At 66.5% G+C, this 25,363-nt stretch carries 25 protein-coding genes, 1 tRNA gene and 3 pseudogenes; 12 read left to right on the top strand and 17 right to left on the bottom strand.

The window, feature by feature from the left end; genetic code table 11:
• Positions 1-8: 8 nt before the first annotated feature.
• From BN1186_RS07950 to BN1186_RS07965, 4 genes are all read right to left on the bottom strand, one after another.
• Positions 9-91, bottom strand: a tRNA-Leu gene (locus BN1186_RS07950).
• A gap of 218 nt (positions 92-309) precedes the next feature.
• Positions 310-1,245, bottom strand: a complete 936-nt coding sequence (locus BN1186_RS07955; protein WP_040283548.1) for an aldo/keto reductase — start codon at positions 1,243-1,245, stop codon at positions 310-312.
• 67 nt (positions 1,246-1,312) lie between these two features.
• Complete coding sequence (locus BN1186_RS07960; protein WP_082031179.1) at positions 1,313-2,365, bottom strand: glycosyltransferase family 4 protein; 1,053 nt, start codon at positions 2,363-2,365, stop codon at positions 1,313-1,315.
• The gene (locus tag BN1186_RS07965; RefSeq protein WP_052459943.1) at positions 2,350-3,051 is read right to left on the bottom strand and encodes a TVP38/TMEM64 family protein; all 702 of its coding nucleotides are present in this window, start codon (positions 3,049-3,051) and stop codon (positions 2,350-2,352) included. Before BN1186_RS07965 ends, BN1186_RS07960 begins: the two co-directional genes overlap by 16 nt.
• A gap of 364 nt (positions 3,052-3,415) precedes the next feature.
• Here BN1186_RS07965 and gndA point away from each other — a divergent pair, with 364 nt between their 5' ends.
• Both gndA and BN1186_RS07975 read left to right on the top strand, forming a co-directional pair.
• Positions 3,416-4,870, top strand: coding sequence for an NADP-dependent phosphogluconate dehydrogenase (gene gndA / locus BN1186_RS07970; protein ID WP_040283549.1), 1,455 nt, complete (start codon positions 3,416-3,418; stop codon positions 4,868-4,870).
• Entirely contained in the window at positions 4,870-5,943 is a 1,074-nt protein-coding gene (locus tag BN1186_RS07975) for a PfkB family carbohydrate kinase (protein WP_040283550.1), read from the top strand. The genes gndA and BN1186_RS07975 overlap by 1 nt, the downstream gene beginning before the upstream one ends.
• A gap of 110 nt (positions 5,944-6,053) precedes the next feature.
• On the opposite strand, the gene BN1186_RS07980 is transcribed toward BN1186_RS07975, so the two are convergent.
• Positions 6,054-6,803 (bottom strand): hypothetical protein, encoded by a 750-nt coding sequence (locus tag BN1186_RS07980; protein ID WP_139650958.1) that lies wholly within the window; start codon positions 6,801-6,803, stop codon positions 6,054-6,056.
• Between the two features lie 92 nt (positions 6,804-6,895).
• Positions 6,896-7,633, bottom strand: a complete 738-nt coding sequence (locus tag BN1186_RS07985) for a hypothetical protein (protein WP_040283552.1) — start codon at positions 7,631-7,633, stop codon at positions 6,896-6,898.
• Positions 7,634-7,892: 259 nt separating this feature from the next.
• On the opposite strand from BN1186_RS07985, the gene BN1186_RS16255 reads away from it, so the two are divergent.
• From BN1186_RS16255 to BN1186_RS08005, 6 genes and pseudogenes are all read left to right on the top strand, one after another.
• Positions 7,893-8,240, top strand: a complete 348-nt coding sequence (locus tag BN1186_RS16255; protein WP_281278451.1) for a lactate racemase domain-containing protein — start codon at positions 7,893-7,895, stop codon at positions 8,238-8,240.
• Complete coding sequence (locus BN1186_RS07990; RefSeq protein WP_281278452.1) at positions 8,227-8,961, top strand: lactate racemase domain-containing protein; 735 nt, start codon at positions 8,227-8,229, stop codon at positions 8,959-8,961. The genes BN1186_RS16255 and BN1186_RS07990 overlap by 14 nt, the downstream gene beginning before the upstream one ends.
• Positions 8,958-9,140: a hypothetical protein gene (locus BN1186_RS16020; RefSeq protein ID WP_246043274.1), complete on the top strand. Its 183-nt coding sequence runs from the start codon at positions 8,958-8,960 to the stop codon at positions 9,138-9,140. The genes BN1186_RS07990 and BN1186_RS16020 overlap by 4 nt, the downstream gene beginning before the upstream one ends.
• 368 nt (positions 9,141-9,508) lie before the next feature.
• A pseudogene (locus BN1186_RS16470) lies at positions 9,509-9,874 on the top strand (glycosyltransferase); the annotation flags it as partial.
• A 113-nt stretch (positions 9,875-9,987) separates the two neighbouring features.
• Entirely contained in the window at positions 9,988-11,412 is a 1,425-nt protein-coding gene (locus tag BN1186_RS08000; RefSeq protein ID WP_052459944.1) for a glycosyltransferase, read from the top strand.
• 24 nt (positions 11,413-11,436) lie between these two features.
• On the top strand, positions 11,437-12,030 hold the full coding sequence (locus BN1186_RS08005; RefSeq protein WP_040283554.1) for a histidine phosphatase family protein: 594 nt from the start codon (positions 11,437-11,439) through the stop codon (positions 12,028-12,030).
• A gap of 3 nt (positions 12,031-12,033) precedes the next feature.
• Here the strand turns inward: BN1186_RS08005 and BN1186_RS08010 are convergent, their stop codons facing one another.
• Entirely contained in the window at positions 12,034-12,540 is a 507-nt protein-coding gene (locus BN1186_RS08010) for a DUF6328 family protein (protein WP_040283941.1), read from the bottom strand.
• A gap of 69 nt (positions 12,541-12,609) precedes the next feature.
• On the opposite strand from BN1186_RS08010, the gene BN1186_RS08015 reads away from it, so the two are divergent.
• Positions 12,610-13,032 (top strand): hypothetical protein, encoded by a 423-nt coding sequence (locus BN1186_RS08015; RefSeq protein WP_040283555.1) that lies wholly within the window; start codon positions 12,610-12,612, stop codon positions 13,030-13,032.
• A gap of 159 nt (positions 13,033-13,191) precedes the next feature.
• On the opposite strand, the gene BN1186_RS08020 is transcribed toward BN1186_RS08015, so the two are convergent.
• Positions 13,192-14,367: an MFS transporter gene (locus tag BN1186_RS08020; protein ID WP_040283556.1), complete on the bottom strand. Its 1,176-nt coding sequence runs from the start codon at positions 14,365-14,367 to the stop codon at positions 13,192-13,194.
• 70 nt (positions 14,368-14,437) lie between these two features.
• The gene (locus tag BN1186_RS16260) at positions 14,438-15,757 is read right to left on the bottom strand and encodes an IS1096 element passenger TnpR family protein (RefSeq protein WP_040283557.1); all 1,320 of its coding nucleotides are present in this window, start codon (positions 15,755-15,757) and stop codon (positions 14,438-14,440) included.
• On the opposite strand from BN1186_RS16260, the gene BN1186_RS08030 reads away from it, so the two are divergent.
• Together BN1186_RS08030 and BN1186_RS08035 are read left to right on the top strand one after the other, a co-directional pair.
• Positions 15,756-17,741, top strand: a complete 1,986-nt coding sequence (locus tag BN1186_RS08030) for a DUF2207 domain-containing protein (RefSeq protein WP_040283558.1) — start codon at positions 15,756-15,758, stop codon at positions 17,739-17,741. The genes BN1186_RS16260 and BN1186_RS08030 overlap by 2 nt on opposite strands.
• A gap of 460 nt (positions 17,742-18,201) precedes the next feature.
• Positions 18,202-18,369 (top strand): annotated as a pseudogene (locus BN1186_RS08035) (integrase core domain-containing protein); the annotation flags it as partial.
• A gap of 28 nt (positions 18,370-18,397) precedes the next feature.
• On the opposite strand, the gene BN1186_RS08040 reads toward BN1186_RS08035, so the two are convergent.
• From BN1186_RS08040 to BN1186_RS16475, 4 genes are all read right to left on the bottom strand, one after another.
• A complete protein-coding gene (locus BN1186_RS08040; RefSeq protein WP_040283559.1) occupies positions 18,398-19,030 on the bottom strand; it encodes an ATP-binding cassette domain-containing protein in 633 nt (210 codons plus the stop codon).
• 8 nt (positions 19,031-19,038) lie between these two features.
• Positions 19,039-20,178 (bottom strand): ABC transporter permease, encoded by a 1,140-nt coding sequence (locus tag BN1186_RS08045; RefSeq protein ID WP_040283942.1) that lies wholly within the window; start codon positions 20,176-20,178, stop codon positions 19,039-19,041.
• A 59-nt stretch (positions 20,179-20,237) separates the two neighbouring features.
• Positions 20,238-21,572 (bottom strand): ABC transporter permease, encoded by a 1,335-nt coding sequence (locus tag BN1186_RS08050; RefSeq protein ID WP_218975434.1) that lies wholly within the window; start codon positions 21,570-21,572, stop codon positions 20,238-20,240.
• Positions 21,573-21,738: 166 nt separating this feature from the next.
• A complete protein-coding gene (locus BN1186_RS16475) occupies positions 21,739-21,990 on the bottom strand; it encodes a DUF418 domain-containing protein (protein ID WP_425471484.1) in 252 nt (83 codons plus the stop codon).
• Between the two features lie 102 nt (positions 21,991-22,092).
• On the opposite strand from BN1186_RS16475, the gene BN1186_RS08060 reads away from it, so the two are divergent.
• The gene (locus BN1186_RS08060) at positions 22,093-22,866 is read left to right on the top strand and encodes a hypothetical protein (protein ID WP_040283562.1); all 774 of its coding nucleotides are present in this window, start codon (positions 22,093-22,095) and stop codon (positions 22,864-22,866) included.
• 63 nt (positions 22,867-22,929) lie between these two features.
• Here BN1186_RS08060 and BN1186_RS08065 read toward each other — a convergent pair whose 3' ends face one another.
• The 4 genes and pseudogenes from BN1186_RS08065 to BN1186_RS08075 all read right to left on the bottom strand — a co-directional run bounded on the left by BN1186_RS08065 (position 22,930) and on the right by BN1186_RS08075 (position 25,341).
• Complete coding sequence (locus BN1186_RS08065) at positions 22,930-23,979, bottom strand: hypothetical protein (protein WP_040283563.1); 1,050 nt, start codon at positions 23,977-23,979, stop codon at positions 22,930-22,932.
• A 169-nt stretch (positions 23,980-24,148) separates the two neighbouring features.
• Positions 24,149-24,664 (bottom strand): chymotrypsin family serine protease, encoded by a 516-nt coding sequence (locus BN1186_RS08070; protein WP_139650963.1) that lies wholly within the window; start codon positions 24,662-24,664, stop codon positions 24,149-24,151.
• A 41-nt stretch (positions 24,665-24,705) separates the two neighbouring features.
• A pseudogene (locus tag BN1186_RS16480) lies at positions 24,706-24,957 on the bottom strand (IS256 family transposase); the annotation flags it as partial.
• A gap of 30 nt (positions 24,958-24,987) precedes the next feature.
• Entirely contained in the window at positions 24,988-25,341 is a 354-nt protein-coding gene (locus BN1186_RS08075; protein WP_139650965.1) for a hypothetical protein, read from the bottom strand.
• Positions 25,342-25,363 lie beyond the last annotated feature (22 nt).

The raw sequence follows: 25,363 nt of genomic DNA on the forward strand, positions 1-25,363 counted from the left end.
TCTCGTTGTGCGCGTGAGAGGAGTTGAACCTCCACGCCCTTGCGGGCACCGGCACCTGAAGCCGGCGCGTCTGCCATTCCGCCACACGCGCATTTCGAATCTCTCGATCCGACGTCAAACCTTAGCACTCCGGCGGCGTCGCCTTCAAACTCGCCATGGGCGATGCCGCACGAACTGCCACAACGTGGTGAGACTGGGTGTAGTGGCAACTCGGACGGCGACTACGCCTGACGGTTGGCCACTACGACGGGGCCTCCGCATAGTGGCAATCCGTGCGGCGTTGTGCAGCCGGATCGGGCTCAACCAACGTCAGGGGACGAGGTAACCGGCGGCGCGGAACAACTCGTACCACTCGGGACGGGTGAGCTCGACGTCGGCGCCGGCGGCCGCCTTCGTGACGCGCTCCGGGGTGGTGGTGCCCAGCACCACCTGGATGTTGGCCGGGTGCCGCGTGATCCAGGCGACGGCGATCCCCTCCGGGGCCACGTCGTACTTCGCCGCCAAGCGGCCGATCACCTCGTTGAGCTCCGGATAGTCAGGGTTGTCGAGGAACACGCCGTTGAAGAACGCCGCCTGGAACGGCGACCACGCCTGGACGGTGATGTCGTGGAGGCGGCAGTAGTCGAGGACGCCGAGATCGAGGCTGGGCGACTGAGGCACGTCCACCATGTTCGCCGCCACCCCCTGCGCGACGATGGGCGCGTGCGTGATCGACAGCTGCAGCTGGTTCGCGACGAGAGGCTGACTCACGTAGCGACGCAGCAGCTCGATCTGGTTCGGCGTGTGGTTCGAGACGCCCACATGGCGCACCTTGCCGGCCGACACCAGCTCGTCGATCGCGCGGGCCACCTCTTCCGGCTCGACGAGGGCGTCGGGGCGGTGCAGGAGGAGGATGTCGAGGTAGTCGGTCTGCAGCGCCCGCAACGAACCCTCCACCTGGCGCACGATGTGCTCGTAGGAGAAGTCGAAGAACGGGCCGTCCTTGTTGATGCCGCACTTGCTCTGCAGGATGATCTCGCCGCGCTCCGCGTCGCTGAGCCGCAGCGCCCCCGCGAACCGCTGCTCGCAGCCGTGGTAGGGCGCGGAGCCGTAGATGTCGGCGTGGTCGAAGAAGTTGATCCCCGCCTCGCGGGAGGCGGTGTAGAGGGACCGCACCTCGTCGTCGCTCTTGTCCTGGATCCGCATGACTCCGGTGACGACGGCGGGGACGCTCAGCTCTGTCTGTCCGAGGTTGAAGGTCTTCATGCCTCACCCTATCCCGGTCCCTGACCGTCGCGCCCGCGCGCTCAGGGACCAGTGGCTCAACCAGCGCTCAGCGGGAGAGGAGTTCGTGATGGACGGCGGCGAGGTCGCCGGAGACGACGTGCAGGTCGTGCTGCGCGGCCAGGCGGCGGCCGGCCTCGGTCAGGTCCGCGGCCTCGCCGCTCAGGATCGCCCTGGCGGCGACTTCGAACTCCACCGTCGTCGACGCCCGGTGCACCGCGGCCTCGTGCAGCCAGCCCTCGTAGACGGGGATGTCGCGCACCAGCACGGGCACGCCGCTGGACAGCGCCTCGAGCACCACGATGCCCTGCGTCTCCTCATGCGACATGAAGCAGAACAGGTCCGCCCCGGCGTAGGCGTCGCGCACCTCGTCGGGCGCGACGTGGCCCATCAGGTGCAGGTTGGCCGGCAGGTCAGCGAGCGCGGCGCGCACCTCAGGCGTCATCATGGCCTCGCTGGGCGCGGTGCCGGCCCAGTAGAAATCTGCCTCCGGCATGGCACGCGCCAGGTCGATGTATTCGACGATGCCCTTGCGCACCATCAGATGCCCCACGCTGAGCACCACCTTGCGCCCCTCCGGGATGGAGTAGCGCGTGCGGAACCGCGCCCGCGCCTCGGCTCCGCCCGAGAAGAAGCGGGTGTCGACCCCGTTGGTCAGCACCCGGATGGGCGCCTGGATGTTGTAGTGCTCGATGATGCTGCGGGAGTAGGGCGTGGGGGTGACCACCACGTCGCCGCGTCGGTACACCACGCCCAGCCACTTCTCGAACAGCGGCGCGAACGTGGCGGCCCCCACCCAGGACTGCTCGAAGTCTTCCCGCGTGGAGTGCGCGAACACCACCACGGGGATGCCCAGTGCCTTGGCCAGCAGGCCCACCAGCACCGAATCGGGGAAGATCGTGTTGAGCTGCACGATGTCGGGCCGCTTCCACAGCTTGACGATCTGCGAGCCCAGGGTGCGTAGCATCGCCGCCTGGTGCCGCATCGCGGAGCCCACCCCGCTCTTCTCCATGAACTTGCCCGCACCTGAATACAGGCACACCCGCGGCGCCGTGTAGGGCTGCACCGCCGTCGTCATGGTCTTCATCACAGTCCCAGCCATGGGAACACCGCCTTCAGGATGGCCATCACGCCAGTTGTGTAGAGGAGCACTCCCCAGGGCTTGCACAGGAAGATGATCAGCAGATAGGTGCGCCAGCGCATCGTGGTGAGGCCGGCGAGGTAGCAGAGCACGTCATCCGGCGCGAGCGGCATCGCGATGGCGATGGCGAAGTAGCGCGTGAACTTCGGGTGGTCGAGCCACTTGCCGTAGCGTTCGAGGGTGCGCTCGGAGAAGCGGGCGACGACGAGGTCGCGGCCGGCGTGCCGGGAGATCGCGAACACCAGGATGGAGCCCACGACGGTGGCCAGGTAGGCGAAGATCGCGCCCTTGATGTAGCCGAAGATCACCGGCGCGGAGATGATCGCGCCGGACCCGGGGATGACGGGCACCACGGATTCAAGCGCCCCGGCGATGATGAACGCGACGGGGCCGAACACGCCGAACCCGTCGACGAACTCCCGCAGCGACGCCACCGAGGTGAGCACGCCGCTGGTGATGCCCACCACCACCAGGGTCGCCACCCCGGCCAGGCCGAGGAGGGTCAGTGCGTGGAAGAGTCGCTTGAGCTTCGACGCCCGTACCGGATCCGACGGCGTGCTGACGATCTCGGCGGCCGCGGGCCCGTCGTCGCCGGAGGTGATCGGTTCGCTCCCCACGGCAGGCTCGGCCTCGAGTGTCGTCGTCATGGCCCCATCATCCTGGCGACGGGGGTCAGCGCACATCAGGCCATCGTCTTGTTCTGCCCCCTACTTCAGTACGAGATGGGCAGGGGGTCGCCCCTGCTGATTGAGACTCGAGCGCAGCGAGCAGTGTCGAAACCGCAACGCGAGCTCAGTCAGCGTCCACCATCACCCAGTGCGGGATCAGAGGCTACAGCGCCTCGTACTCAGCCACCAGCTCGTCCTGGGACTCGCCGCAGTAGATCCCGCTCAGGGACCGGGGCAGCGCCTCCACGCGCAACGAGCGCGACAACTCATGGCAATCCGTCATGGGAGACTGGGCTGGCACGACATGCTTGACCCAACACCCCACTGCTTTGAAGGAGCTTCGATGGCTATCGCCACCCCCACCCCCGCCAGCGCCGATCTCGGCGTCACCGGCATGGGCGTCATGGGCTCGAACCTGGCCCGCAACCTCGCCCGCAACGGCCACAAGGTGGCCATCCACAACCGCACGTCCGCCAAGACGGAGGCCGTGATCGCTGAGCACGGCTCCGAGGGTGAGTTCGTCCCCGGCGAGACGATGGACGACTTCGTCGCCTCGCTCTCCTCTCCCCGCGTCGCCATCATCATGGTGCAGGCAGGCCCCGCCACGGACGCCGTGATCGGGGAACTCGCCTCCCGCATGGACGAGGGCGACATCATCGTCGACTGCGGCAACGCGCTGTTCACCGACACCCGCCGTCGCGAGGCGGATCTCCGCGCCCGCGGCATCCACTTCGTCGGCTGCGGCGTCTCCGGTGGCGAAGAGGGCGCCCTGCTCGGCCCCTCGATCATGCCCGGCGGCTCCGTCGAGTCCTACAAGCGCCTCGGCCCCATGCTGGAGTCGATCTCCGCCCACGTCGACGGCGAACCCTGCTGCACCCACGTCGGCGCCGACGGCGCCGGCCACTTCGTCAAGATGGTCCACAACGGCATCGAGTACGCCGACATGCAGGTCATCGGCGAGGCCTACGACCTGCTCCGCCGCGCGCTCGGCCTCACCCCCGCGGAGATCGCCGACATCTTCGCTGAGTGGAACAAGGGTGACCTCGACTCCTACCTCATGGAGGTCTCCGTCGAGGTGCTGCGCCAGGTGGATGCCCGCACGGGCAAGCCGCTGGTCGACGTGATCGTCGACGCCGCCGGCCAGAAGGGCACCGGCGCCTGGACCACCCAGACCGCGCTGGATCTCAGCGTCCCCGTCACCGGCATCGGTGAGGCGACCTTCGCGCGTGGCCTGTCGTCGTCGCCCATCCAGCGCGCCGGCGCCCGCGGGTTCGAGGGCCACGCCGAGGAGTGGAACATCGAAGACCGCGACGCGTTCATCGAGGACGTCCGCCAGGCGCTGTACGCGTCGAAGCTGGTGGCCTACAGCCAGGGCTTCAACCTGATCCAGGCCGCCGCCACCGAGTACGGCTGGGACATCTCGCTGGCCGACATGGCCCGCATCTGGCGCGCCGGCTGCATCATCCGCGCCCGCTTCCTGGGCGAGGTGACCCGCGCCTACCTGACCACGCCGGATCTGCCGCTGCTGATCGCGGACAAGTACTTCTACGACAAGGTGGTCGAGGCGCTGCCGTCCTGGCGCCGCGTCGTCAGCCTGTCCGCCCTGCACGGTGTGCCCGCGCCGGTGTTCTCCTCCTCGCTGTCCTACTACGACGGCGTGCGCAGCGAGCGCCTCCCCGCCGCCCTCATCCAGGGCCAGCGCGACTACTTCGGTGCGCACACCTACAAGCGCATCGACGCCGAGGGCAGCTTCCACGTGCTGTGGGGCGAGGACGAGCGTGTGGAGGTGGTGAGCTGATGAAGCTCCGCGAAGACGCACAGTGGGCGCTCGTCGTCCCCACCTCGATGGGCGTGCGCATCACGCCTGAGAACCGCCAGCCGGTGCACACCTCCAGCCGCTACCTGATGCAGGCCACATCCGCCGAGACCAACGTCGCGTCGGTCCCGTCACACCTGGGCCTGCCGGTGAAGGTGCTGACCCGCTTCGTCGAGGACTCCCCCATCTCCGCCTTCATCAAGGCGGATCTGCGGGCCCGCGGCATGAGCTACGAGGGCCCGGACGTGCCGCAGGGCGACGCGTGGGGCAACCGGCACCAGTTCAACATCGCGGATTCCGGCTTCGGCGGCCGCGCCCCCCGGGTGTGGAACGACCGCGCCGGTGAAGTGGGCCTCGACCTCTCCGTCGATGACTTCGACCTGGAGAAGCTGTTCGCCGAGGAGGGTGTGAAGATCCTGCACCTGTCCGGCCTGGTGGCCGCGTTGTCGCCCAAGACCTCGACGTTCTGCGTGGAGCTGGCCCGCAAGGCCAAGGAGCACGGCACCGTCATCAGCTTCGACCTCAACTACCGCAAGTCCTTCTGGAAGGGCCGCGAGGACGAGCTGGGCGCCGCGTTCAAGGAGATCGCCGGGCTGTGCGACGTGCTCTACGGCAACGAAGAGGACTTCCAGCTGTGCCTGGGCATCCAGGGCCCGGAGGCCGGCGGCGAGGGCATCGATGAGGAGATCGAGAGCTTCAAGCAGATGATCGGCCGCATCTCCGAGGCCTACCCGGAGGCGTCCTACATCGGCACGTCGCTGCGTGAGGTGGTCTCCGCCAACCAGCACCGTTGGGGCATGATCCTGTGGGGCGACGGCGAGTTCAACGTCGCGCCGCTGCGTGACATCGACGTGCTCGACCGGATCGGCGGCGGCGACGGCTCCGTCGGCGGTGTGCTCTACGGCCTGCTGCAGGGCTGGTCGACCGCGAAGTGCATGCAGTTCGGTTGGGCGACGGGCGCGCTGGCCGCGACGTCGGTCAACGACTACGGCGCTCCTGCTGATGAGTCGCAGGTCTGGTCGATGTGGGAGGGCAACGCCCGCGTCCAACGCTGACGCCGGTTGAGCGGTCCCTGAGCGTCGCCCTTCGTCGTCAGGGACCAGCCAAGGCGACGCTCACGGGAGGGACAACGGCTCGATGATGTCGCGACCCTCCCGCGCCACGCTCAGCCCTTGATGGCGACGAAGCCCTCGCCCGCGAAGCGCAGCGTGTTGTCGATGGCGGTGCGCCAGTTCTCAAGGTCGCCGTCGTGCATGGAGAGCGTCTGCACCTCGAGCACGCGGCCGTAGAGGTGGCTGACGCACAGCGCGTGGTCCACCTCGCCGTTCTGCTGCGAGGCAGGCGCCTCGACGCAGTCCCAGGCCAACCCGCCGGCCTCGACGTGGCGCTGCTCGGCCTCGCCGTTCTCCCGCAGCGCGACCACGGCGCTCTCGACGGCGGTCGTGTAGCCCTCGGCGCCGCGGTCGAAGACGGGGGCGGGTTCGCCGTCGACCATGGGGAGGTAGGCCATCAGTTGTGCGCTGGCCTGGTTGTCCTCGCGCACGTAGTTGAACACCGCGGTGTGCTCCTGCGGGTTGGTCTCGACGCGCTGCTGCGGCATGCCGCCGAGGTCCTTGGGCATACGCCCGAAGTCGTTGGTGCGGATGCCGTCCACGAGATCAGGGTTGGCGTCGGCCACTTCCTCCGTCGGCTCAGCCGTGGCTTCGGTGGGTGAAGCCTCCTCCGCGGGCGCTGTTGTCTCCGAGGCCGCCTCAGTCGTCTCGGCGGCTGGCCCGGTGGTCTCCTCCACCGGCGCCGACTCGGTGGTCTCAGCGACGGTGACGCTTTCGTCGGGCGTCACCGGCTCGGGGTCGGGGGCGCACCCCGCGAGGAGGGCGATGGTCAGCACGGCGGCAGGGGCGAGTCGTCGAAGCATGTGGTCTCCTGTGGTCAACATCGGGGCTTGTCACGCTAATGCAGGGGGTGGGTCGGCTGGCGTCATCCTCCAACGGCACACGTGCATCGCGACTACTCGCTGAGGGCATCGACAGCCTCGGCTATCTCGGTGAGCGCGGCCTCGACCTCGGAGCGCCAAGCATCGATATCAGCCTCGGGCGCGCTGATCCGCTGCATCTCCAGCACCCTGCCGTACCGGTGGCTGAGGCACAGGACGGCGTCGGTGCCCTGGTTGTTGCCGTGCCCCTCGAAGCAGTTCCAGGCCAGCCCGCCGGCGTCAAGGGTCCGCTCCTCCGGCGTCCCGACTTCCTCGACCGCTTTCCGCCCGAGCTCAAGCGCCTCGGTGTAGCCCTGGTCCTCGGCGCTGGACACCGGCTTGCGTTGACCCCCCTGCAACTCTGGGATGAAGGCGGCGAAAAACAGCCTCGTCTGCTCGTCCTGCGAGGAGTACTCCATCTGCGCGAAGTGGTTCTGCGGGTTGGTGTCGATGCTGCGTTGGGTGAGGCCATCGATCTCCTTCGGCATGGCACCGAAGTCGTTGGTGCGGACGCCGTCGACGACATCGGGGCTGGCGTCGCCGGCCTCCTCGTCCGCACTCTCCCGAGTTGCCTCACCGGAGGGCGAGGGTCCCTTGGTCTCCGGCATGGGTTCAGTGGTCTCGGCGGCAGGCGCCGCAGTCTCGTCCACTGAAGACGTCTGCGTCGTCACTGTCTCCGGGATGGTGGGGCTCTGTTGCGGTTTGTCGGAGGGGGCGCACCCCGCGAGGAAGGCGATGGTCAGCACGGCGGCAGGGGCGAGTCGTCGCAGCATGTCTCTCCAGCGTTCGGAAACGGGGCTTGTCAGGTTAGCCGAGGAGGGGTTCACGGCCCAGATGTCGGTAGAAGTACCCTCGCGGTGCCCTCGCCTCCTGAATGCCGGGGGGGGTGCTGGCAACGAAGGGAAATCTAGCGAGTCGGGGGGCGCGGCGGGGTAGCCTGCACGTATGACGAAGCTGTACCCAGGCGTGCCCGATGCCGCGAGCGTCGGCGGGCCGGAAGAGACCCTCGACGACAACTAGATCCGCGCGTTCGTGCTGGAGCAGTTGCGCGGCTACGACTTCGACGGCAAGCGCGTGACCCTCGTCGTACCCGACGGCACGCGGCACGCCCCCGTCGACAAGGTCTCCAAGCTCATCCACGAGGCGCTGGGCGACCGGCCGAAGGATGTGCGGGTGGTGATCGCGCTGGGAACCCACGATTACATGAGCGACGAGGCCATCGGCCGTCTCATGGGCTCTGAGCCCGGCAGGTTCGAGGAGACCTACCCCGGGTGGGAGATCTTCAACCACGACTGGCGCAACCACGACACGTTCGCCGACCTGGGGACCATCCCCGCCTCGCATCGGGGAGTTCACCGACGGCCGGTTGACCGACCGTGACATGACGGTGCTGGTCAACAAGATGGTGGTGGACACCGACATCTCGCTGGTGCTCGGCCCCGTCCTGCCCCACGAGGTGGTGGGCTTCTCCGGCGGCAACAAGTACTTCTTCCCCGGCCTGTCCGGCCACGACGTGATCGACATGTCCCACTGGGTGGGCGCGCTGATCACCAGCGACGAGATGATCGGCTCGGTCGGCATCACACCCGTGCGGCAGATGATCGACGCGGCCGCGGAGCTCGTCCCGTCGACGAAGCTGCTGCTGGGCATGATCGTCAAGCCCGGCTCGGACGACCTGCAGTTCATGGCGTTCGGCGACACCCGCGCGTCGTGGGAGGCGTGCGCCGAGGTGTCCAGCCAGGTGCACGTGAAGTACGTGCCGAAGGCGTACAACCGGGTGGTCTCGATCATCCCTGAGATGTACGAGGACATGTGGACCGGCGCGAAGGGCTTCTACAAGATGGAGCCCGTCGTCGCCGATGGTGGCGAGCTGATCATCTACGCGCCCCACATCAAGGAGGTCTCCGTGATGCACCCCGGCATCGAGGAGATCGGCTACCACAACCGGCAGTACTTCGTCGGCCAGTGGGAGCGCTTCAAGGATCATCCGTGGGGTGAGTTGGCGCACTCGACGCACCTGCGCGGCCTCCGGGGCGAGCGAGATGATGCGCATGCTTGGGCGACTACAACCCAGAGACCGGCGAGGAGACCAACCGCGTGACGGTGACGTTGGCGACGGGCATCCCGCGCGAGACGGTGGAGGCGATCAGCTTGGACTACCTCGACCCGGCCGACGTGGACCTCGAGACCTTCCGCAACGACCCCGACACCCTCGTCGTCCCCAACGCGGGTGAGTTGTTGCACCGCACGGAGTCGCAGCGGGGTCGCCTGCCCGCCTGACGCCGCAACGATCGCCACAACGATTTCAATCGGATCGTTGTGGCAGTCCATGCGGCGACTACGCCTCAGGCATTGCCACTACGACGGCGGGCAGGTGTGCAACAACCGCAACCCACTCCGGTTAAGCCTCAGACACCTGCATCCAACCCGGCCCCGCACATCACCGAGATTTGGCGGGAGGATTCAGCCGTATCCCTCGATAGTGAAGCCATAGGCGCAAATCCTCCTGCCATTTTTCTGGCGACCCCCAAGACGCCACGCCCGCGGCGCTGCCGGGGCGCCTCGGTAGGCTGATGCGCATGCGCGTCGCGTTCATCTCCCTGCACACCTCCCCCGCCGAGCGGGCGGGAACCGCCGACGCGGGAGGGATGAACGTCCTCATCCGCGCCCTCGCCGCGTCACTGCAGCAGACGGCAGGGGTGGAGGTGGAGTTCTTCACGCGCCGCTCCTCCCCCTCGCAGCCGGAGACCACCACGCTCGACGACGGCATCGTCCTGCACCACATCGACGCGGGCCCGGCGGCCCCTCTGCCCAAGAGCGAGATCGACCAGCACATCGACGAGTTCCGCACCAACCTCCGCCCCCACCTGGTCCCTGAGCGTCGCGCCCCGCGCGGCGACGAAGGGTCCCCGCAGCATCCCCACCTACCCAACCCCAACCGCTTCAGCCTCATCCATTCCCACCACTGGATGTCCGGCGTGGCGGCGATCCCGCTCGCCCGCGAGGCGGGCATCCCCCACGTCATGACCTATCACTCGGTCGCGGCCCACCCGAACTCCCCGCTGCGCGACGGTGAACCCCCGGAGTCGAGATCCTCTGCGCCCGCGAGTCCGATCTCATCCTGGCCGTGTCCCACCACGAGGCCGCGGTCGTCATCGGCCGCTGCCAGGCGGATCCGGAGAAGGTGTCGATCGTCCGCCCCGGCGTCGACACCACCCTCTTCCACCCCGCCGGCGACAACGCCACCTGGACGCCGGGCCCCACCGTCGACCCCGGGTACCTCCTGTTCGCCGCGCGACTCCAGCCCCTCAAGGCGCCTGACGTCGCGATCCGCACCCTCGCGCTCCTCCCCGCCGCCGAGCGACCCAGCCTGGTGATCGTCGGCCAGTCTTCTGAGGACTTCGCTGAGTACGAGACGGAGTTGCACGAGCTGGTCGACGACATGGGCCTCACCGGCAAAGTGACGTTCCTCCCCGGCCAGGACCGCGAGTCGTTCGCGCAGATCATGCGGCACGCGTCGGTGCTCCTGGTGCCGTCGCATTCGGAGACGTTCGGGTTGGTGGCGCTCGAGGCGTCGGCCTCCGGCGTGCCGGTCCTCGCCGCGGCCGCGGGTGGGCTGACGGAGGCGATCTGCAACACCCACACCGGCCTCCTCGTGCCCACGCACAACCCGCATGCCTGGGCGGGTGACCTCCTCGCCCTCCTCCGCAACCCCGAACTCCGCGCCAAGCTGGGCCGCATCGGCCGGCAGCGCGCGGAGAACATGACGTGGGCGCACACGGCCAACAACACCGTCGACAACTACCGTCGCGTCCTCGCGGATCGCTGCGTCCAGCGTGTCGCCTTCGTGCACGCGCACCCCGATGACGAGACCCTCGCCTCCGGAGCGCTGATCGCCCACCTGGCCGACGAGGGGGTCACCGTCTCGCTGCTGACCGCGACCCGTGGGGAGATGGGCGAAGTGGTCCCCGGCCCGCTCTCCGCCCTGGCCGGCACGGCGGAGCTCGAGCGCACCCGGGAGGCTGAGCTCGCCGCGGCCAACGATGTTCTGGGCGTCTCCTTCCACGCCTACCTCGGCATGCCCCCGGCGCGCGCGGTGGGCGAGGAGCCGCGACGCTACCTGGATTCGGGGATGCAGTGGATCTCCGACGGCGTGGCCGGCCCTGCCGACACCTCCGACGAGCGCTCATTGTGCGCCGCGGACGAGGCCGAGGTGGTCGCCGACATCGCAGCCTTCCTGCGCCGCACCCGTGCCGAACTGGCCATCAGTTATGACGACGACGGCGGCTACGGCCATCCGGATCACGTGCGGTTGCACCACCTCACCAGGGCTGCGGCCGAGGAGGTGGGCATCCCGTACGCGTCGCTCACCGACGACAAGGACCGCGCCAGCCGCTGGTTGGAGCTGGAGCGCTACCGCGCCCGCGCGGCCGCGGCGCTGCGCAACCACCGCACCCAGGTCACCGTCCACGACGACGTCAACATCACCCACAGCGGCGGCCAGCACGACACGCTGATCGCCTCCGTCGGCCTCCGGCTCCCGCCCAGTTGACCCGACGTAGCTAGACTCGCAGCCATGCGTTTGATCCTGATCCGCCACGGCGAAACTGACTCCAACGTCAACAAGCAACTCGACACCGCCCGCCCCGGAGCGCCCCTCAACGAGACGGGGCTCGCGCAGGCTGAGGCCCTCGTCGAGGCGATCAGGGACGAGCCCATCGACGTGCTCTACGCCTCCACGCTCCTGCGCGCGCAGCAGACCGCCGCGCCGCTGGCGAAGGACCGCGGGTTGGAGCCGATCATCGTCGACGGCATTCAGGAGATCGCCGCCGGTGTGGAGGAGATGAACACCGACTGGACGAACTACGTGGGCATGCTCAACACCTGGCATCCGGAGAACATGGATGTCGGGCTTGAGGGCGGGGAGACGGCGCGCGAGTTCATCACGCGTTTCGGCAACGCCATCGCGGCGATGGAGCAGGCAGGCGACGAGCGGGTCGCGCTGGTCAGCCACGGCGCCGCCCTGCGGGTGTGGGCGATCTGGCAGGACCCGGAGATCGGGTTCGAGAACGCCGTACCGCTGAAGAACACGCAGTGGATCGTGCTGAACGGATCGACGGCGGAGGGCTTCACCATCGAGCGGTGGGGCGACTTCACCGTCGGGGCCTGAGCGTCACTCCCTGATCTGCGGGTTTCCGCGGGCCCACCACAGTGGCATGGCGAGCCAGACGCCGATGAAAAACACCGCGGCCATGGCTCCGGCGACGATGGCCTCCGGCCACCCGGCGACCACGCTGAACACCAGCGCCAGCACCAACGTCAGCGACAGCGCCAAGAGCCCCAGCCCGATCTTCGTGACACGGGCGGACAGGTCGATGAGGTCTGGGCGCATCCGCCGCCGGAAGAACGCGCGGTGGAACGCGACGGGGGCCACGAGCATCGCGGCGCTGAGCGTCGCCGACGACACCGACGCCAGGTAGAGCATCCGCTGCGCGTAACCGATGTCCACGAAACGGGCCTGGAACGGCAGCGTGAACAGCAGGCCGGCGAGGATCTGCACGCCGCCCTGGGTGACGCGCAGCTCCTGCAGCAGTTCGTTCCAGTGGCGGTCGTAGCGCTTGTGCTCGGGCTCCTGATCACGCCCGATCTCGTCCGCCGCCACAGCCTCGCGCTCGTTCATCTGCACAGCGTACGGCTTTCCAGCGGTGGCTTGGGCTCTTGCGCTGGTGCAGGCTCGTAAACTGGTGCCATGAGCAAGATTCGCCTCATCGTCACGACCGCCTCCGGCGTCATCGCCGCCACCGCCACGCTGCTCAACGCCCTGCGCGAGAATCCGCAGCTCTCCGAGAGCATCGACGGCGCGGTGGGCAAGCTGCGCAGTTCGATGAACTCCGAGAACCCGAAGCTGAGGTTCGAGGCGAAGCTGAACGCGATCGACGTGGCGGCCACCGCCGTCGAGGAGACGTTCCCGTACGCGACTGAACCTTCGGGCTGGCGACGTCAGGCCCAGGCCCTGCGGATGCGCGGCGAGCTGGCGTGGAGCGCGAACACCGGCAAGGCCCGCCGCAAGGGGATGAAGGCCCTCAACGCGGAGACCGCCGAGGTGCTCAGCCAGGTCAACGAGCGACTCGCCGAGTTGCAGACCACCCCCGCCGAGGTCACCGGTTCCTGAGCGTTCGCCATCGACGTAGGAGAGCCGGTCCCTGAGCGTTCGCCAGCGACGAAGGAGCCAGCGATCGACGAAGGGCCCCCGCAGCCGACCCAGCACCGCAACCACCAGATCAACGCCACAGTCACCCTTCGACGACGCGCGCAGCGCGACGCTCAGGGCTCAGAGCCGCGACTCCGCCCCGACCAACGTCAGCACCGCCCCCACGCCGGCGATGAGCGTGCCCACCAGCAGCATCAGCGACACCCCGCTCACATCGAGCAGCACCCCACCGGCGAGCGACCCGACGACTGAGCCCACCGTCGAGGTCATGGTCATGTAGGCCTGCCCCTTGATGCGGTCGCGGGCGGGCAGCAGCCGCTCGACGTAGTAGACCGACGCCATCACCATCACGGCGAACGCGACCATCTGCAGCGTCTGGGCGCCGTAGATGCCATGCACGCTGGGCGCGAGCCACGTGAGGCCGGTCTTGACCACGAAGAACACGCCGGCGATCTGCAGCAGCCGCCCGGGCGACCAACGCCCCACCACCCGGCTCCACAGCATCATCACGGGCAGTTCAAGCACCGCGGCGATCATGATGGCGGTGCCCATCTCGCCAGCGCCCCCGCCGTGGTGGCGCATGATCTGCAGCATGTAGTTGTTGATCATGGCGTGCGATGCCATGGACAGTGTGACTCCGGCGAGCAGCGCGAAGAACCGACGCCAGCGCGCGGGTGTCATGGGCTCGACGGGGGCCTCCATGTCGGGCTCCTCGACGTCCGCCTCTGCGACGACGGCGACCCCGGCGCGGTAGACGAACGTGACCGTCGCCACGAGGAACACAGCCTGGAAGCCGATGATCAGCAGCGGCACCGTCACTGCGCCGGCGCTGGCGACGATCCACCCCGCCACCACCGACACGAGCGCGAACACACCGGAGCCCGCGGCACGCGCGACGCCGAAGTTCACCGGCACACCGCGCGCCATGGCTGCCATGCCCAGTGCGTTGACCAGCGGTTGCAGCAGTTGCACCGTGAGGATGAGCAGCCCGAAGAACACGGCCGTGAGCAGCCAGTGCAGCCCGGGCAGCAGCAGGATGGCGGCCGTGATGAGGAGGAGCGCGGACAGCGCGGCGGCCCAGATGCGCAGCGGCACTCGCCGCGACCTGTCGGCCGCCCCCGCGACGACGGGCTGGAGCACCGCCGAGAGCGCGCCGCCCACCGCGATGACGATGCCGATCTGCGCGTTGCTGAGCCCCGCGTCGAGCAGGTAGGCGCTGGCGAACAGGATGACCATGCAGAAGCCGCTCCAGTAGGCGGCCTGCACCACTCCGTAGCGGGTGGTGGGCGCGGTCATCTGAGTCACCCCGGCATCCTACGTGGTCCCCGAGATTGGTCCTGAGCATGATCCTGGCCGAGAGGCTGGCTCAGGGACCGCGAAAACCAGCGCGTCCCTCAGCGTCCTCGTTGCGCAGCAGCACCGCGGTGGCCATCAGGCGCCGGCTCCTGCCCCTCTCGGCGAGGGGCCCTGGCTCGTGCGGCGCGAGGCTGTCCAACACCGCCAACGTGGCCTCCGCCAACCAGTACATGTCCCCGAGATCCGGCAGTCCGCCGTCCCTGCTCCGCCAACCCAGCGCGGTGAACTGCTCGCCGGACCAATGGACGTGGCCGGGATCACCCGCAGCAGCCACGAGCGCCAACCAGGCCGCCTCCCGACGCGTGCGGTCCTTCTCCAGCAGCGGCAGCCTGGCCACCGCGTAGTCCCACAGCAGCCGCGGTTCGTCCGCCAGGGCGCGGCCCGTCTTCGTCAGCAGCAGCGTCCCCTTCACCACCCGGGCCAGTCCCAGCACCGTCACCGCCTTCCGCAGGAGGCGCACGTCGCCCGTGTGGTTCTCTTTCCGGGGCGTGGACTGCGGCCGCGCCTCCAACCCCAGGTCCCGGTAGATCTCGGTCACCTTCGCGGGCGGAAGGTACCCGGCGCTGGTCAGCGTGATGCCCTCTCCTATCGCACGCAGCATCACCTGGAACGGCTCGATCATCATTGCGACGTCCTCGTCCGACGGCGACCCGGCGTCGGCGTCGATCCCCACCGCTGCGTAGTGGAAACGCACCGGTTCGAGCGTGCGTTGCATCATCTCCCGCACCTCGGCGGGCAATCGGGGGAAGATCTCGGGGACGAACATCGCCGTGAAGTGACGCTCAGATTTGGCCGGCACGAAGCCGACGGTGCGCTGGGCTGTCCGCGCGACGCCAGCCGCCCAGTCATCGATGTCCTCTGCCCAGTCCCAGGCCGATTCCTCCGATGGCCCCGCCCCCTCGCCACCGATGAACGCGGGCCGCAAAGGCTGTTCGGCCGGGGCAACCTCTGCTGTGTACACAGTCAGCACCCAGGGGCCGTAGGCGTAGGCGACGGCTGCCCCTTCCAGGCCCAGCACTGCGTACGCCGGCACCTCGGCCTCGTCCAGCCAGCCAGGTGCTCCGTCGGAGGCCGGGCCGAAGGTCTGGCCGCTGGGCGTGGCGAAGTGGTGAGGTTGGTGGTCGAGCCAACGAAACGCCGCCTGGATCACCCTGTGCAGCCCCGCCAGGTTGAGGGGGCCCGGCACCTCAACCACCCGCCGGCACGCGTCGTCGAGCACCAGATGAAGGGTCAACCGGGTCTTCGCATGCGGGGCGAGTGGCATCCACCCAGTATCCCGGCTCCGCACATCGGCGGGCATGGCCCCGCCGTCGGGCACAATCATGAGCATGTGGAGTCTGTGGCGCAAATGGATCGCGTACCCCCTCGGCTGGCTGTTCGTCATGGCGCTGGTCCTGGGTGTGGTCGCCTCATGCGCAGCGCCGGACCGGTCCAAGGCGTCGCCGCCGATGGACGAGTTCACCGCCACCTATGTGGCCGAACGCAAGGGTGACAACGTCAGCCTGCAGGTCACCGAGAGGATCACAGACCAGCTCGACCGCTACCGCAAGGGCATCACCCGCATCCTGGTTCCCGTCGCCGACGGTGAGGACATCGGGATCAGCGGGATCGCGGTGGAGGATCCCGACGGCAGGCCCTACCCGTTCAGAGAGAACACGAAACCCAACGGCGACATCGAGCTGCTGATCGACCGCAACGACACCTACGAAGAGCGGGACTACCGCGCCAAGACGTTCACCTTCATCATCACCTACGAGATCGAACGCATCATGTCTGATGCAGACGACATCCAGGAGATCTACCTCAACACCAACGGCACCGAGTGGGACAACGGCTTCAGGGACGTCAGCGCCGAGCTGATCGTCGACCCGAGCCTCGTCGGACACCTGACCGGTGACATGGCGTGCTACTGGGGCATCGCCGGTTCCGGACAGACCTGCGACATCAAGCACGACGGCGAGGGTACGTTCACCGCACACCGCGCCAACATCAGGGCGTACGAGAACATGACGATCGCCGTCGGTTTCCAGCCCGGCACGGTGGCAGATCCGCTACCCCCCATCAAGGCCCGCTCGTTCGGCTGGTGGGGTGTCGCAGGGCTGGTCGCCATCGGGCTCGCCGCCCTCGGCGCCGCCCTGCTCACCCGCCGCCTGGTGCGTCAACCGGCGCCCACCGAGACCGGCATCGTGACGCAGTTCACCCCGCCTGAGGATCTGGAGCCCGTGCTCGCGACGGATTTCCTCGGCGTGCCGGAGCGCGGCGCCGCTGCGCACCTGGCGTGGCTGGCTGGCGAGGGCTTCGCCGAGCTGACCAGCAGCCAGGACGCGGAGGCGCCGGCACCGGCGTCGGCCATGTCGCCCGGCGAACGGTCGCAACGGCGGGCCGAGTTGCAACTGCGGTGGCAGGAGCCGGCCGGGCGCGTGGGCGAGAAGATGGACTGGCGCATGCGCAACATCACGGAGGCCCTGTTCGGCAGCCCGGGCAAGGAGAGGCCCCTGAGCCGGGGCCGTCACGACGAGGCGCTCGCGGAGGCTCAGGAACTCCGCGACAAGTCGCTGGTCGAGATGGGGCTGCGCAAGGAGATCACGTTCGGCACCACGATGCTGACCATCGGCTACATCAGCCTACTGTTCTTCGGGCTGATGCAGATCTGGATCGGCCTGGACGGGCTGGGTTGGTACTTCCTCGCGGCCGGGGTGATCGGCGTCATGCTGCTGCTGTGGGCCTTCCACCTGCTGCCGGCGCACGGCAGGCTGACCCAGAAGGGTCTGGAGATGCAGCGCTACCTCGCCGGCCTCGAGCGCTTCGTGACCACCTCTGAGGGCGAACGCATCCGCTGGATGAACAGCGTCGCCACGGCCCCGCGCGACGAGCAGTCCCGCGTCGACCTCTACGAGAAGCTCCTCCCCTGGGCCATCGTCTTCGGTGCGGAGAACTCCTGGCGCCAACTCCTGGGCGACATGTACTCCCGCTTCCCCCAGAAGGCCGAGCGGGCGATGCCCGCCTGGAGTTTCCTGACCACCCCGGGCAGCTGGGACGACGGCGGGCGAAGCAACTACACCCGTCAGCGGTACCGTCACGGCCGCAGCCAGTGGAACCGGCGCGCGAGTTTCGGCGAGGGGACCATCACCAACGGCCTCAAGGCCACGTTCGAGACCTTGGGCGATGTGGCCCGCGGCATGGCAGATGCCAGCGCCTCCACCCGCGGCAGCGGCCGTGGCTGGGGCGGCGGCGGTGGCGGATTCCGCGGTGGCTCCCGCGGCGGTGGTCGCAGCGGCGGTGGTCGCGGTGGCGGTGGCGGCGGCCGCCGCTAGCCTCGGCCCACCGGCCTCACGTTGGACCAAGTCATCCATTGTCTGGATCTCGGCGGCCAATTTCAGCTCGGGCACGGCCAGGTCGAGGAAGTAGAGTTCTCCCTCGATCTCCCACGGGGTGGTTGGCGACCCAGCCTGGGAATGTGTCCTTCCTGAGCATCACGTGTGCTGCCCGCTCGAGCTCAGACCACGGCTCGTCACGCGACTCCGCTACGAGCCGAGTCCTTGCTCTATTCCCGCGCCTCCCCTTGGCGAGCTCCAGCGCATGACGCAGGTCGGCAAGGGTGACGGCACCACGGCGCAGGGCCTCGTCAATAGCGCCGCCGCCCCGCATGTCAGTGAGGTCGAGCACAGTCAGCCCAGGGTTCGTCCGTTGAGTTCCGGCCACCACGTCAGCCTCGCCGCGGTGTCCCGGGTGAACACAGCGTTGGGGTAGGCCTGCCTGGCGGCGGCTACGCGCGCCTACGACAACGCCCTGATGGAGACCATCAACGGTCTCTACAAGAGCGAATGCATCCGCACGACCGTCTTCCACGACGGGCCTTACAAGACGAGCTCTGATGTCGAGTTCGCCACCGCCGGCTGGGTCGACTGGTACAACCAGCGACGGCTCCACTCCACTCTCGGCTACCTCATGAACCGCACGGAAGGTGGGTTCAGTTCTGCACGAGTTTGCGCCGCTCCAACCGCAAGGTGATATCTGCTGCCTTGGCGAGCTGATTGGAGTGAGTCACGACGATGACACACTTATCGTGTTCGTGGGCTGCTCCCCGGAGGATGTCGATCACAGCTTGAGCGGTGTCCCCGTCGAGGCTACCGGTCGGCTCATCAGCGAGAATGACCGGTGCTGAAGACACCAGCGCCCGTCCGATCGCAACTCGCTGCTGTTGCCCGCCCGACAACTTCAAGACGCTTCGTTGTGCAGCCGCAGCATCGATACCCAACTGTTCCAGGTCCTGAACACTTGCTTTCCGGTTCACCAACCGGAGATTCTCCAGCGGTGTCAGGTAATCGATAAGGTTGTAGTTCTGGAAGACCAGCGAGACCTGTTTCTTGCGGTGCATGGAATACCCCGTCGCGGCGACGTCTTTACCGTCGAATCGGACCACCCCGGAACTAGGTGCGTCCAAACCGGCAAGCAGGTTCAACATGGTCGTCTTTCCTGCTCCGGAAGAGCCGACAATGGCGTAGCACTTCCCCTTGTCGAAATCATAAGTGACCCCGTTGAGGACGCTCCGAGCATTGCGGTCGTAGGTGTAACTGACATTATCAAGCTGCATGATGCTCATGGTTGTTCCTAACTAGACTGTGAAAGAATGCGGCGCGGCCGCTGACGGATGATGGGGGTGATCCCCAGCGAAACTCCGGCGAAGATGACGAGCAATCCGAGCCCCAATGAAACGGCGATATTCCAGACCTCATACGCCGGGTTCAATCCGGCGATTGTCTCATCGCCTGTCGTCGACAAGACGATGCGAGCGAAATGGCTCGAGAGGAGCTGCCCCACCACCGTCGCGATAATGGCCGCTGTTAGAGCAAAGATCCCAGATTCGAGGGCGAACTGGGCCATGATGTTCGCTTTACTCTTCCCGATCGCCAACAGGACTCCGAGTTCGCGGATACGTCCGCGAATCCAGAACGTACTGACCAGGATCAGTACGCAGCCTCCCGCCACGCACAGGGCCACCAGCAGCATCGTCAGCAGTCGATCGACCCCAGAAATCGCCTGGAGTACCGGACCGAACTGGGCGGAGTTGTCCTCCAGTGCCAGATCCGGTGCAGCCTGCTCAGCGGCTTGGAGGGCTGCTGGCAATTGGTCCGCACGCTCGGTCATATAACGACCAACGGTCAATGGTGCGCCCAGCTGTTGAGCCGATGCCAAGTCCGTCAACACGTGGTTCTCAGACGCACCGGAGGGAAGACCCGAGGCGTTCTCGGTCCTGCCGTCGAAGATGCCAACAACGGTCACAGTGACCGTGGCTTTCCCCTGGGTGAGAGTCAAAGTGCTACCCACGTCCAGCGCGTTCTGCTGGGCGAACCTCTGGTGGATCAAAGTCTCGTTCTTTCCCGAACCCACGTGGTGACCTTTGATGATCCGATAGAGCTTGCCCTGGAAGGCCGGATGCAGTTCGGAATCAGTTGAGCCGGTCACGCCAACGTCACCACCAAACCTCGGGTCGAGTTGGATCTTGGTGGCCCCCATGACCGGGGTGGCGCCCTTGGGTTTGGCGAGCGTTTCCGCCTCCAAGCTGTATCGACTGATCTGCGGTAGGGTCGCGAGACGCTCTGCCTGGGTGCCGTCCAGCGTGCTGACGCTGCGTGCGGTGAAGCCTGCGCCGGCGTTGGCGTCGATGGCGTCCTTGACATCGCGCATCGTTGAACGTACCCCGGACTGGGCTACCACGGCGGTGAAAACCACCGTCATGAGCAGAATCATGAGCACACTACGGCGCGGTTTGCGCAGGACGCAGCGCCAAGCTCTCGACCATGCGTCACTCATGCCGCATCGACCAGAATCGCTCGAGGAGGCTTGCGGAGCATGGGAATGGCAGTGATGGCAACCACCACCACGATCACGACAGCACACACTCCGACTGCCTGGACAGCTGCAGACGATGTGAGCCCCACAGAAAGGCTGTCCAAGGTCTGGGTGGACGCCGAGGACTCCAGGTCGGCGCCGAACTGACCGGCCTGAGACATCTCCTGCTTGGCGGAATTGTTGACCGCACCGAGCGCGGCGCTTCCCATTGATTGGGCCAGGCGACTTGCTGCCAAATAGGCAATGCCGAATGCTGGCACTGCGATGAGAGCCAGCTCTGCGAGATACTGGCCAACGATGCTGGTTTTGGTGACACCCATCGACAGCAAGGTTCCGGTTTCCTTATGGCGTTCATTCAGCCACAGAAACAAAATGATCATGACGATTGCACCCGCGAATACCGTCGTGGCCAGCGTCGTGGTCCGCATGACGTTTGTGACGCCGACCACTGCTCCTGTGATTCCTGACAAGTATTGCGTGGCCGGGGAGATCTGGTAGTTCTGCCAGTCGATGTCCTGCGCGGCGGCCGTCTCCATGATCTGATCAAGGTCGGCGTCCTTGGCTGCGAAGAAGTTCGCATCTTGGTAGATCTCTGTTTCCGAGGTCACGTCGTAGAGCTTTCGAGTCGAATCGAGATCAGTGAAGAGCGTGTTGGCGAACAGTTCGCTGCGTTGAGCTACCGGCTGAGTGTTCTTCCCGGAGAACAGGCCGACAATCTCGGTCGTTGCCTCGGCAGTGGATTGTCTCTGGTTGTCGGCGTCGTACTTGTTCCCCTTGAGGGTGAGCTTGCTGCCGACGGTGAGATCATTGGCCTTCGCCAGGTCTTCGTGGATAAGCGCCTTGTGGGTGTCGTCCGGCTTCAGATGCCGTCCCGCGACGAGCTGCAGCGCGCCGCTACGAAAATTGTTGGAAATCTCGCTTTGATTGACACCCCACACGTTGACCGCATTCCCGAACTGGGCTTCCCGCTGGGTGTCGTAGTCATCGTGCTCAACCTTCTGCACCTTCGCGTTGACCAAATCAGCGGTAACGTTCTGCCTCGCGACGTAGGAATCAACACCGTCCAGGCCAGCGAGCTTCTGGATGTCGGCCCCCTTCACGGTTCCGGCGCCTCTCGGGGTCCCCAAGTTGTACAGAGGATTGTTCTCCAAGACGAAGCCGCGGCCCGTCTTGGTGTCGATGTCGTCGGACACCTGATCGGCTGCGTGGGTGACCGCACTAGCTGCCATCACCACAGTGGCCATGATGATGAAGACGAGCAGAAGGATCAACGTTTTGACTGGCTTTCTCACGCAGTAGCGCAAAGCTCTTCCTGCAAACGACAAGGCTTCCCTTTCAGATCACCGCTGGTGGCGGTCCCTCCAGCACTCACGAAGTGTATTTAGGGATGCTGTGAGATCCCTTAGTGGAGTCTGAGTGTTCGCAGTCAGGTTTCCCGGCCCTGGTGGGAGAGGAGGGTTACTCACCTGGAACTGTGAGACCGGCAGATCGTAGACCGACCCAGCGCGCCAGCGACTCGAGGGGCCCGCGGCCAACCAACATCGCCCATAGCGTGCAGCCAACGATGGACCCGCCGATCATGAAGGTAGCCGTGAGGTCACCGTCGACGGGTCCGGTCCATTCACCGAAATTGGCGTTCCCGTACACCGCCAGGGTGACGACCACATGCGGCGCATACACGGTCAGCGGCATCGACCCAACCGCGGACAAGCCATAGGTGACTCAGCGCACCGGCCCGCGGCACACCAACAGACACAAGCCGATCACCGCAGAGCCCTGGTCCACCTGGCCCGCGACGGCTGAATCACACCTGTGGCCACCGGCGCCGGCACGCTCGCCTCCACCTGGGACATTGGTTCCCCGTCCAGCGAAACAACCCTCGTCGACCCAGCGCGGACACAAGTTCGCCTCCCCACAGGGACCCCCCTTCCAGGCCTGCTCGGGCCCGCGCTCCGGCTGATCTGGCGCGACCGCCTGGCCGCACGGGTCGCCCTCGTTCGCCACGACGCTCTTACCCACGCGGTGACCCCGCCCAGCGTCGCTGCGGTCTACCGGTTGATTCCTGAAACCCCGACGGTGAGCACGCTTCGGGCACGGGTCGGTGAACAAGCGTGCCGTGACGCGCTGGAGATCCTGCAAGAACGCAGCTGGACCACGATCCAACCGCTCCCCCCCCCCACGCGCGACGCGCGTATCGAGCTGGCCGAGCGCAGCGTGCTCGACCGAGCGGCCCGGGAACGCGGGGTCGAAGGCTTCCTAGAGCGGCGAGCGCAGCGCTACCGATTGGAGAGCGTGCGCTGGGCATGGCTACACGTCGAGATCGCATGGCTCCGCGCCCCTAAAGACCACAAGACCGGGCGACGGGCTGACGGCACGCCTGATCACCAGACGGCGATGAGGCTCCTCCAGGGCGAAGCGCACCAGGTCCTCCTGTCGGCCGAGCAACTGCTACGCGATGAGTTCGACGCGGCACTTCTGCACTCAGTGGGTGTGAGTCCGCTCGGTATTCCCGGGAATACCGAGCGGACCGGTATGCTTGCGCCAGGAAGTGTTGACTCCAGGGTTCGCATGCACTGCCGCGATTGACGATCAACAACGGGGCTGGGCCTCTTGGGGAGGTCCAGCCCCGTTGACGGTGGGGTGCGCGGGCTAGTTCGCTGGCCAGGTTGGGTTCGGGTTGTAGTCGTCGAAGTAGACGAGGTTATTGAATACCCAGTCAGCAGTCCACTGGTAGGTGGTGCCGGTGTCGGTCTGGACTGTCTTGATGAAGTCGGCCCATGCCCAGGTGCGGCAGGCTCCGCGGCCGGTCCGTAGGGTGTCGCATTCGGTGCGCCACTTGCGGCCGTCAGCGGCGGTCCATTCGCCGGTGGTGGCGAGCGGGTTACCGGTCCAGAGGGCGCGTTTGGCGGGTAGGTAGCTCAGGGAGTTGAAGGCGAATCCGTCGGAGCGGACGAACTTCCCGTCGACGTAGCTGACGACGGTGGCGGAAATTTCGGTGCGGCAACGGCTGGTTTGGGAGTACGGCTCGCATTCCGTACGCCAGATTCGGCCGTTGACGACGTGTACGCCTGGAGTGATGTACACGTTGACCTGGTTGCCGATCCCTGGCTCGTAGAGGTCGATCTTATTGGTGTCGAGGACGAATCGGACGACTCCGAGTTCGGCCAGTGTCTCGGCTGCGGCGCTGAGGGTGGCCTGGTCGGGTTGCTGTGACACGGACACGACGATGCCGTCAAGTACGGCGTTGGGTGCGATGCCGTTCCACGGCAGCCCTGAGGTCTCCAATGCGGTGGCGACCTCGTTCATCATTGCCAGCAACTCGGTCTGTGAGTAGGTGCGCTCGTGCATCGTGTAGGAGACGGGAGGCAAGGCTAGTGCGTCGACGAGTCGCTTCGCGTCCGCGGCGCGAGCCTTGGCGTAGTACACCTCCACTCCGGTGTATCGGTCCGCGAACACGAGGCCGGTGAACACGTCTGGGTTGGCGTTGGCGATCTGTTCGAGCTTCTGGGCCGTGGCGGTGACCGTCGCGTTCGGGAGTCCGCTGTAGGTGTAGGAATACGGCGCGACCGTGTCCTTGGCTACGACGGCCGCTTCGAGCTGTGGCTCGTCCGCGTGGGCCGGGCCACCGTCCCACGCGAGGGATAGAGCGAGCGCGGCGGAGGCCGCGATCGCTAGCATCTTGTTCTTAACTCGTTCCATTGAGGAACCCTCCAATCACTGCGGTGGGGTACAAAGCCTTCACACCGCTCATCTGAGTTGAATACTGCCATTTGCCGAACCGGGGACCGTCAGGGCCGACAGGGCAGTCTGCCTCTGCGCTGCCTGCGGTGACGATGCCGTATCCGATCGCGCCCCCCGTACAGCGGGCCTACCACACGGAACCGCCCGAGTCGCCGAAGTAGGTGCGTCCACAGTCCGGAACCCCGTCGAGGTTCTGGTCGCTGAAGGTGACCGTCAAACGCCCCACGGTGCGGGTGGGCGAGGTTCCGATGGGGACCATCTTGTTGGTTTCGTGGACTCGGTAGCGGCATGAGGTGCCGGTCGTGGCGCCGGTCATGCATAAGGTGGTGCCGACGGTGCGGACGCCGTAGTTCATTCCGACGATGAGCACCCTGGCGGTCTCCGGGGCGTTAACCGGATCGTTGGTGTTGTAGATGAACCGTTCGACACGGTCGGGGTTGGATCCAACAACTTCCCAGCCATGGGGGTTGTGGACGGTGCCGTTGGTGGACAGGACCTGCCAGTCGCCATAGTTCTGCTGTGACACACCCCACGTGTTGGTGTACGTCGCACCGATGATGTACTCCGTGGGGTTTCCATGGTTGAAGAACGTTCCGTAGCCGCAATGGCCAGCGGTGAGGACACCGATTGTTCCGTTGGGCAACGTGATGGGGTACCCGGCGCTACAACTAGAAAAGGTGAGGTTGTCGACGAGTTGCGATCCCATCGTGAACCGCAGCGCGTCGTTCCGAGGTGAATACTCGACTGGCTCGCGCTCATCCCGCGCTCCAACACGGACTTGATCAACTCGGGCAGGAACCCACCCTCCCCAGTCAACGAGATCCCCCGTTCGCTGGTCGAGGCCAACATCGCATCAAGCAGTTCGTCGTCGATCAACTCACGGCGCAACTGCCCGGCCTCGCTAACCGGCTTGTCGTTGTTCTTGGTCATAGTCATAGTCAATCTCCTTCAGATCGGCTTGACCTCTTACACAGACCATTTGACACCCCCGATCTCGTCGCTCGTCGCGTCCACCTGATCGACGAGTGCGTGTGCAGTCCTAGCGCCACTGGCGGCGTGGTACACCTCGACCGCTCCGAAGTCGGCCGTGAACGCGAGCCCCGAGAACACCTCGGGATGATCCGCGACGAGCTGCTCCAACTCGAAGGCGACATCCTCCATACGATCAGAAGGTTCGCCGACCCACACGCGTTCGAGGACAGGCCCAGAGGAGGCATCGGATGTGTCGTCAGCATCGGCGCCGACCGTAGTCATCGCTACAGCGACCGCTGCGGCAGCCCCCGCCGCCAGCAATCGTCTCAAGTTCTTCCAGCGTGTCATCGTGCAATCCTTCCGTTCCATG

The organism is Tessaracoccus massiliensis, from assembly GCF_000826065.2.
GTDB classification, from domain to species: Bacteria; Actinomycetota; Actinomycetes; order Propionibacteriales; family Propionibacteriaceae; genus Arachnia; species Arachnia massiliensis_A.

Coding starts and splice junctions, on each gene's coding strand:
- BN1186_RS07955 (WP_040283548.1), bottom strand. CDS start 1,245: ATGAAGACCTTCAACCTCGGACAGACAGAGCTGAGCGTCCCCGCCGTC.
- BN1186_RS07960 (WP_082031179.1), bottom strand. CDS start 2,365: ATGGCTGGGACTGTGATGAAGACCATGACGACGGCGGTGCAGCCCTAC.
- BN1186_RS07965 (WP_052459943.1), bottom strand. CDS start 3,051: ATGACGACGACACTCGAGGCCGAGCCTGCCGTGGGGAGCGAACCGATC.
- gndA (WP_040283549.1), top strand. CDS start 3,416: ATGGCTATCGCCACCCCCACCCCCGCCAGCGCCGATCTCGGCGTCACC.
- BN1186_RS07975 (WP_040283550.1), top strand. CDS start 4,870: ATGAAGCTCCGCGAAGACGCACAGTGGGCGCTCGTCGTCCCCACCTCG.
- BN1186_RS07980 (WP_139650958.1), bottom strand. CDS start 6,803: ATGCTTCGACGACTCGCCCCTGCCGCCGTGCTGACCATCGCCCTCCTC.
- BN1186_RS07985 (WP_040283552.1), bottom strand. CDS start 7,633: ATGCTGCGACGACTCGCCCCTGCCGCCGTGCTGACCATCGCCTTCCTC.
- BN1186_RS08005 (WP_040283554.1), top strand. CDS start 11,437: ATGCGTTTGATCCTGATCCGCCACGGCGAAACTGACTCCAACGTCAAC.
- BN1186_RS08010 (WP_040283941.1), bottom strand. CDS start 12,540: ATGAACGAGCGCGAGGCTGTGGCGGCGGACGAGATCGGGCGTGATCAG.
- BN1186_RS08015 (WP_040283555.1), top strand. CDS start 12,610: ATGAGCAAGATTCGCCTCATCGTCACGACCGCCTCCGGCGTCATCGCC.
- BN1186_RS08020 (WP_040283556.1), bottom strand. CDS start 14,367: ATGACCGCGCCCACCACCCGCTACGGAGTGGTGCAGGCCGCCTACTGG.
- BN1186_RS08030 (WP_040283558.1), top strand. CDS start 15,756: ATGTGGAGTCTGTGGCGCAAATGGATCGCGTACCCCCTCGGCTGGCTG.
- BN1186_RS16260 (WP_040283557.1), bottom strand. CDS start 15,757: ATGCTCATGATTGTGCCCGACGGCGGGGCCATGCCCGCCGATGTGCGG.
- BN1186_RS08040 (WP_040283559.1), bottom strand. CDS start 19,030: ATGAGCATCATGCAGCTTGATAATGTCAGTTACACCTACGACCGCAAT.
- BN1186_RS08045 (WP_040283942.1), bottom strand. CDS start 20,178: ATGATTCTGCTCATGACGGTGGTTTTCACCGCCGTGGTAGCCCAGTCC.
- BN1186_RS08065 (WP_040283563.1), bottom strand. CDS start 23,979: ATGGAACGAGTTAAGAACAAGATGCTAGCGATCGCGGCCTCCGCCGCG.
- BN1186_RS08075 (WP_139650965.1), bottom strand. CDS start 25,341: ATGACACGCTGGAAGAACTTGAGACGATTGCTGGCGGCGGGGGCTGCC.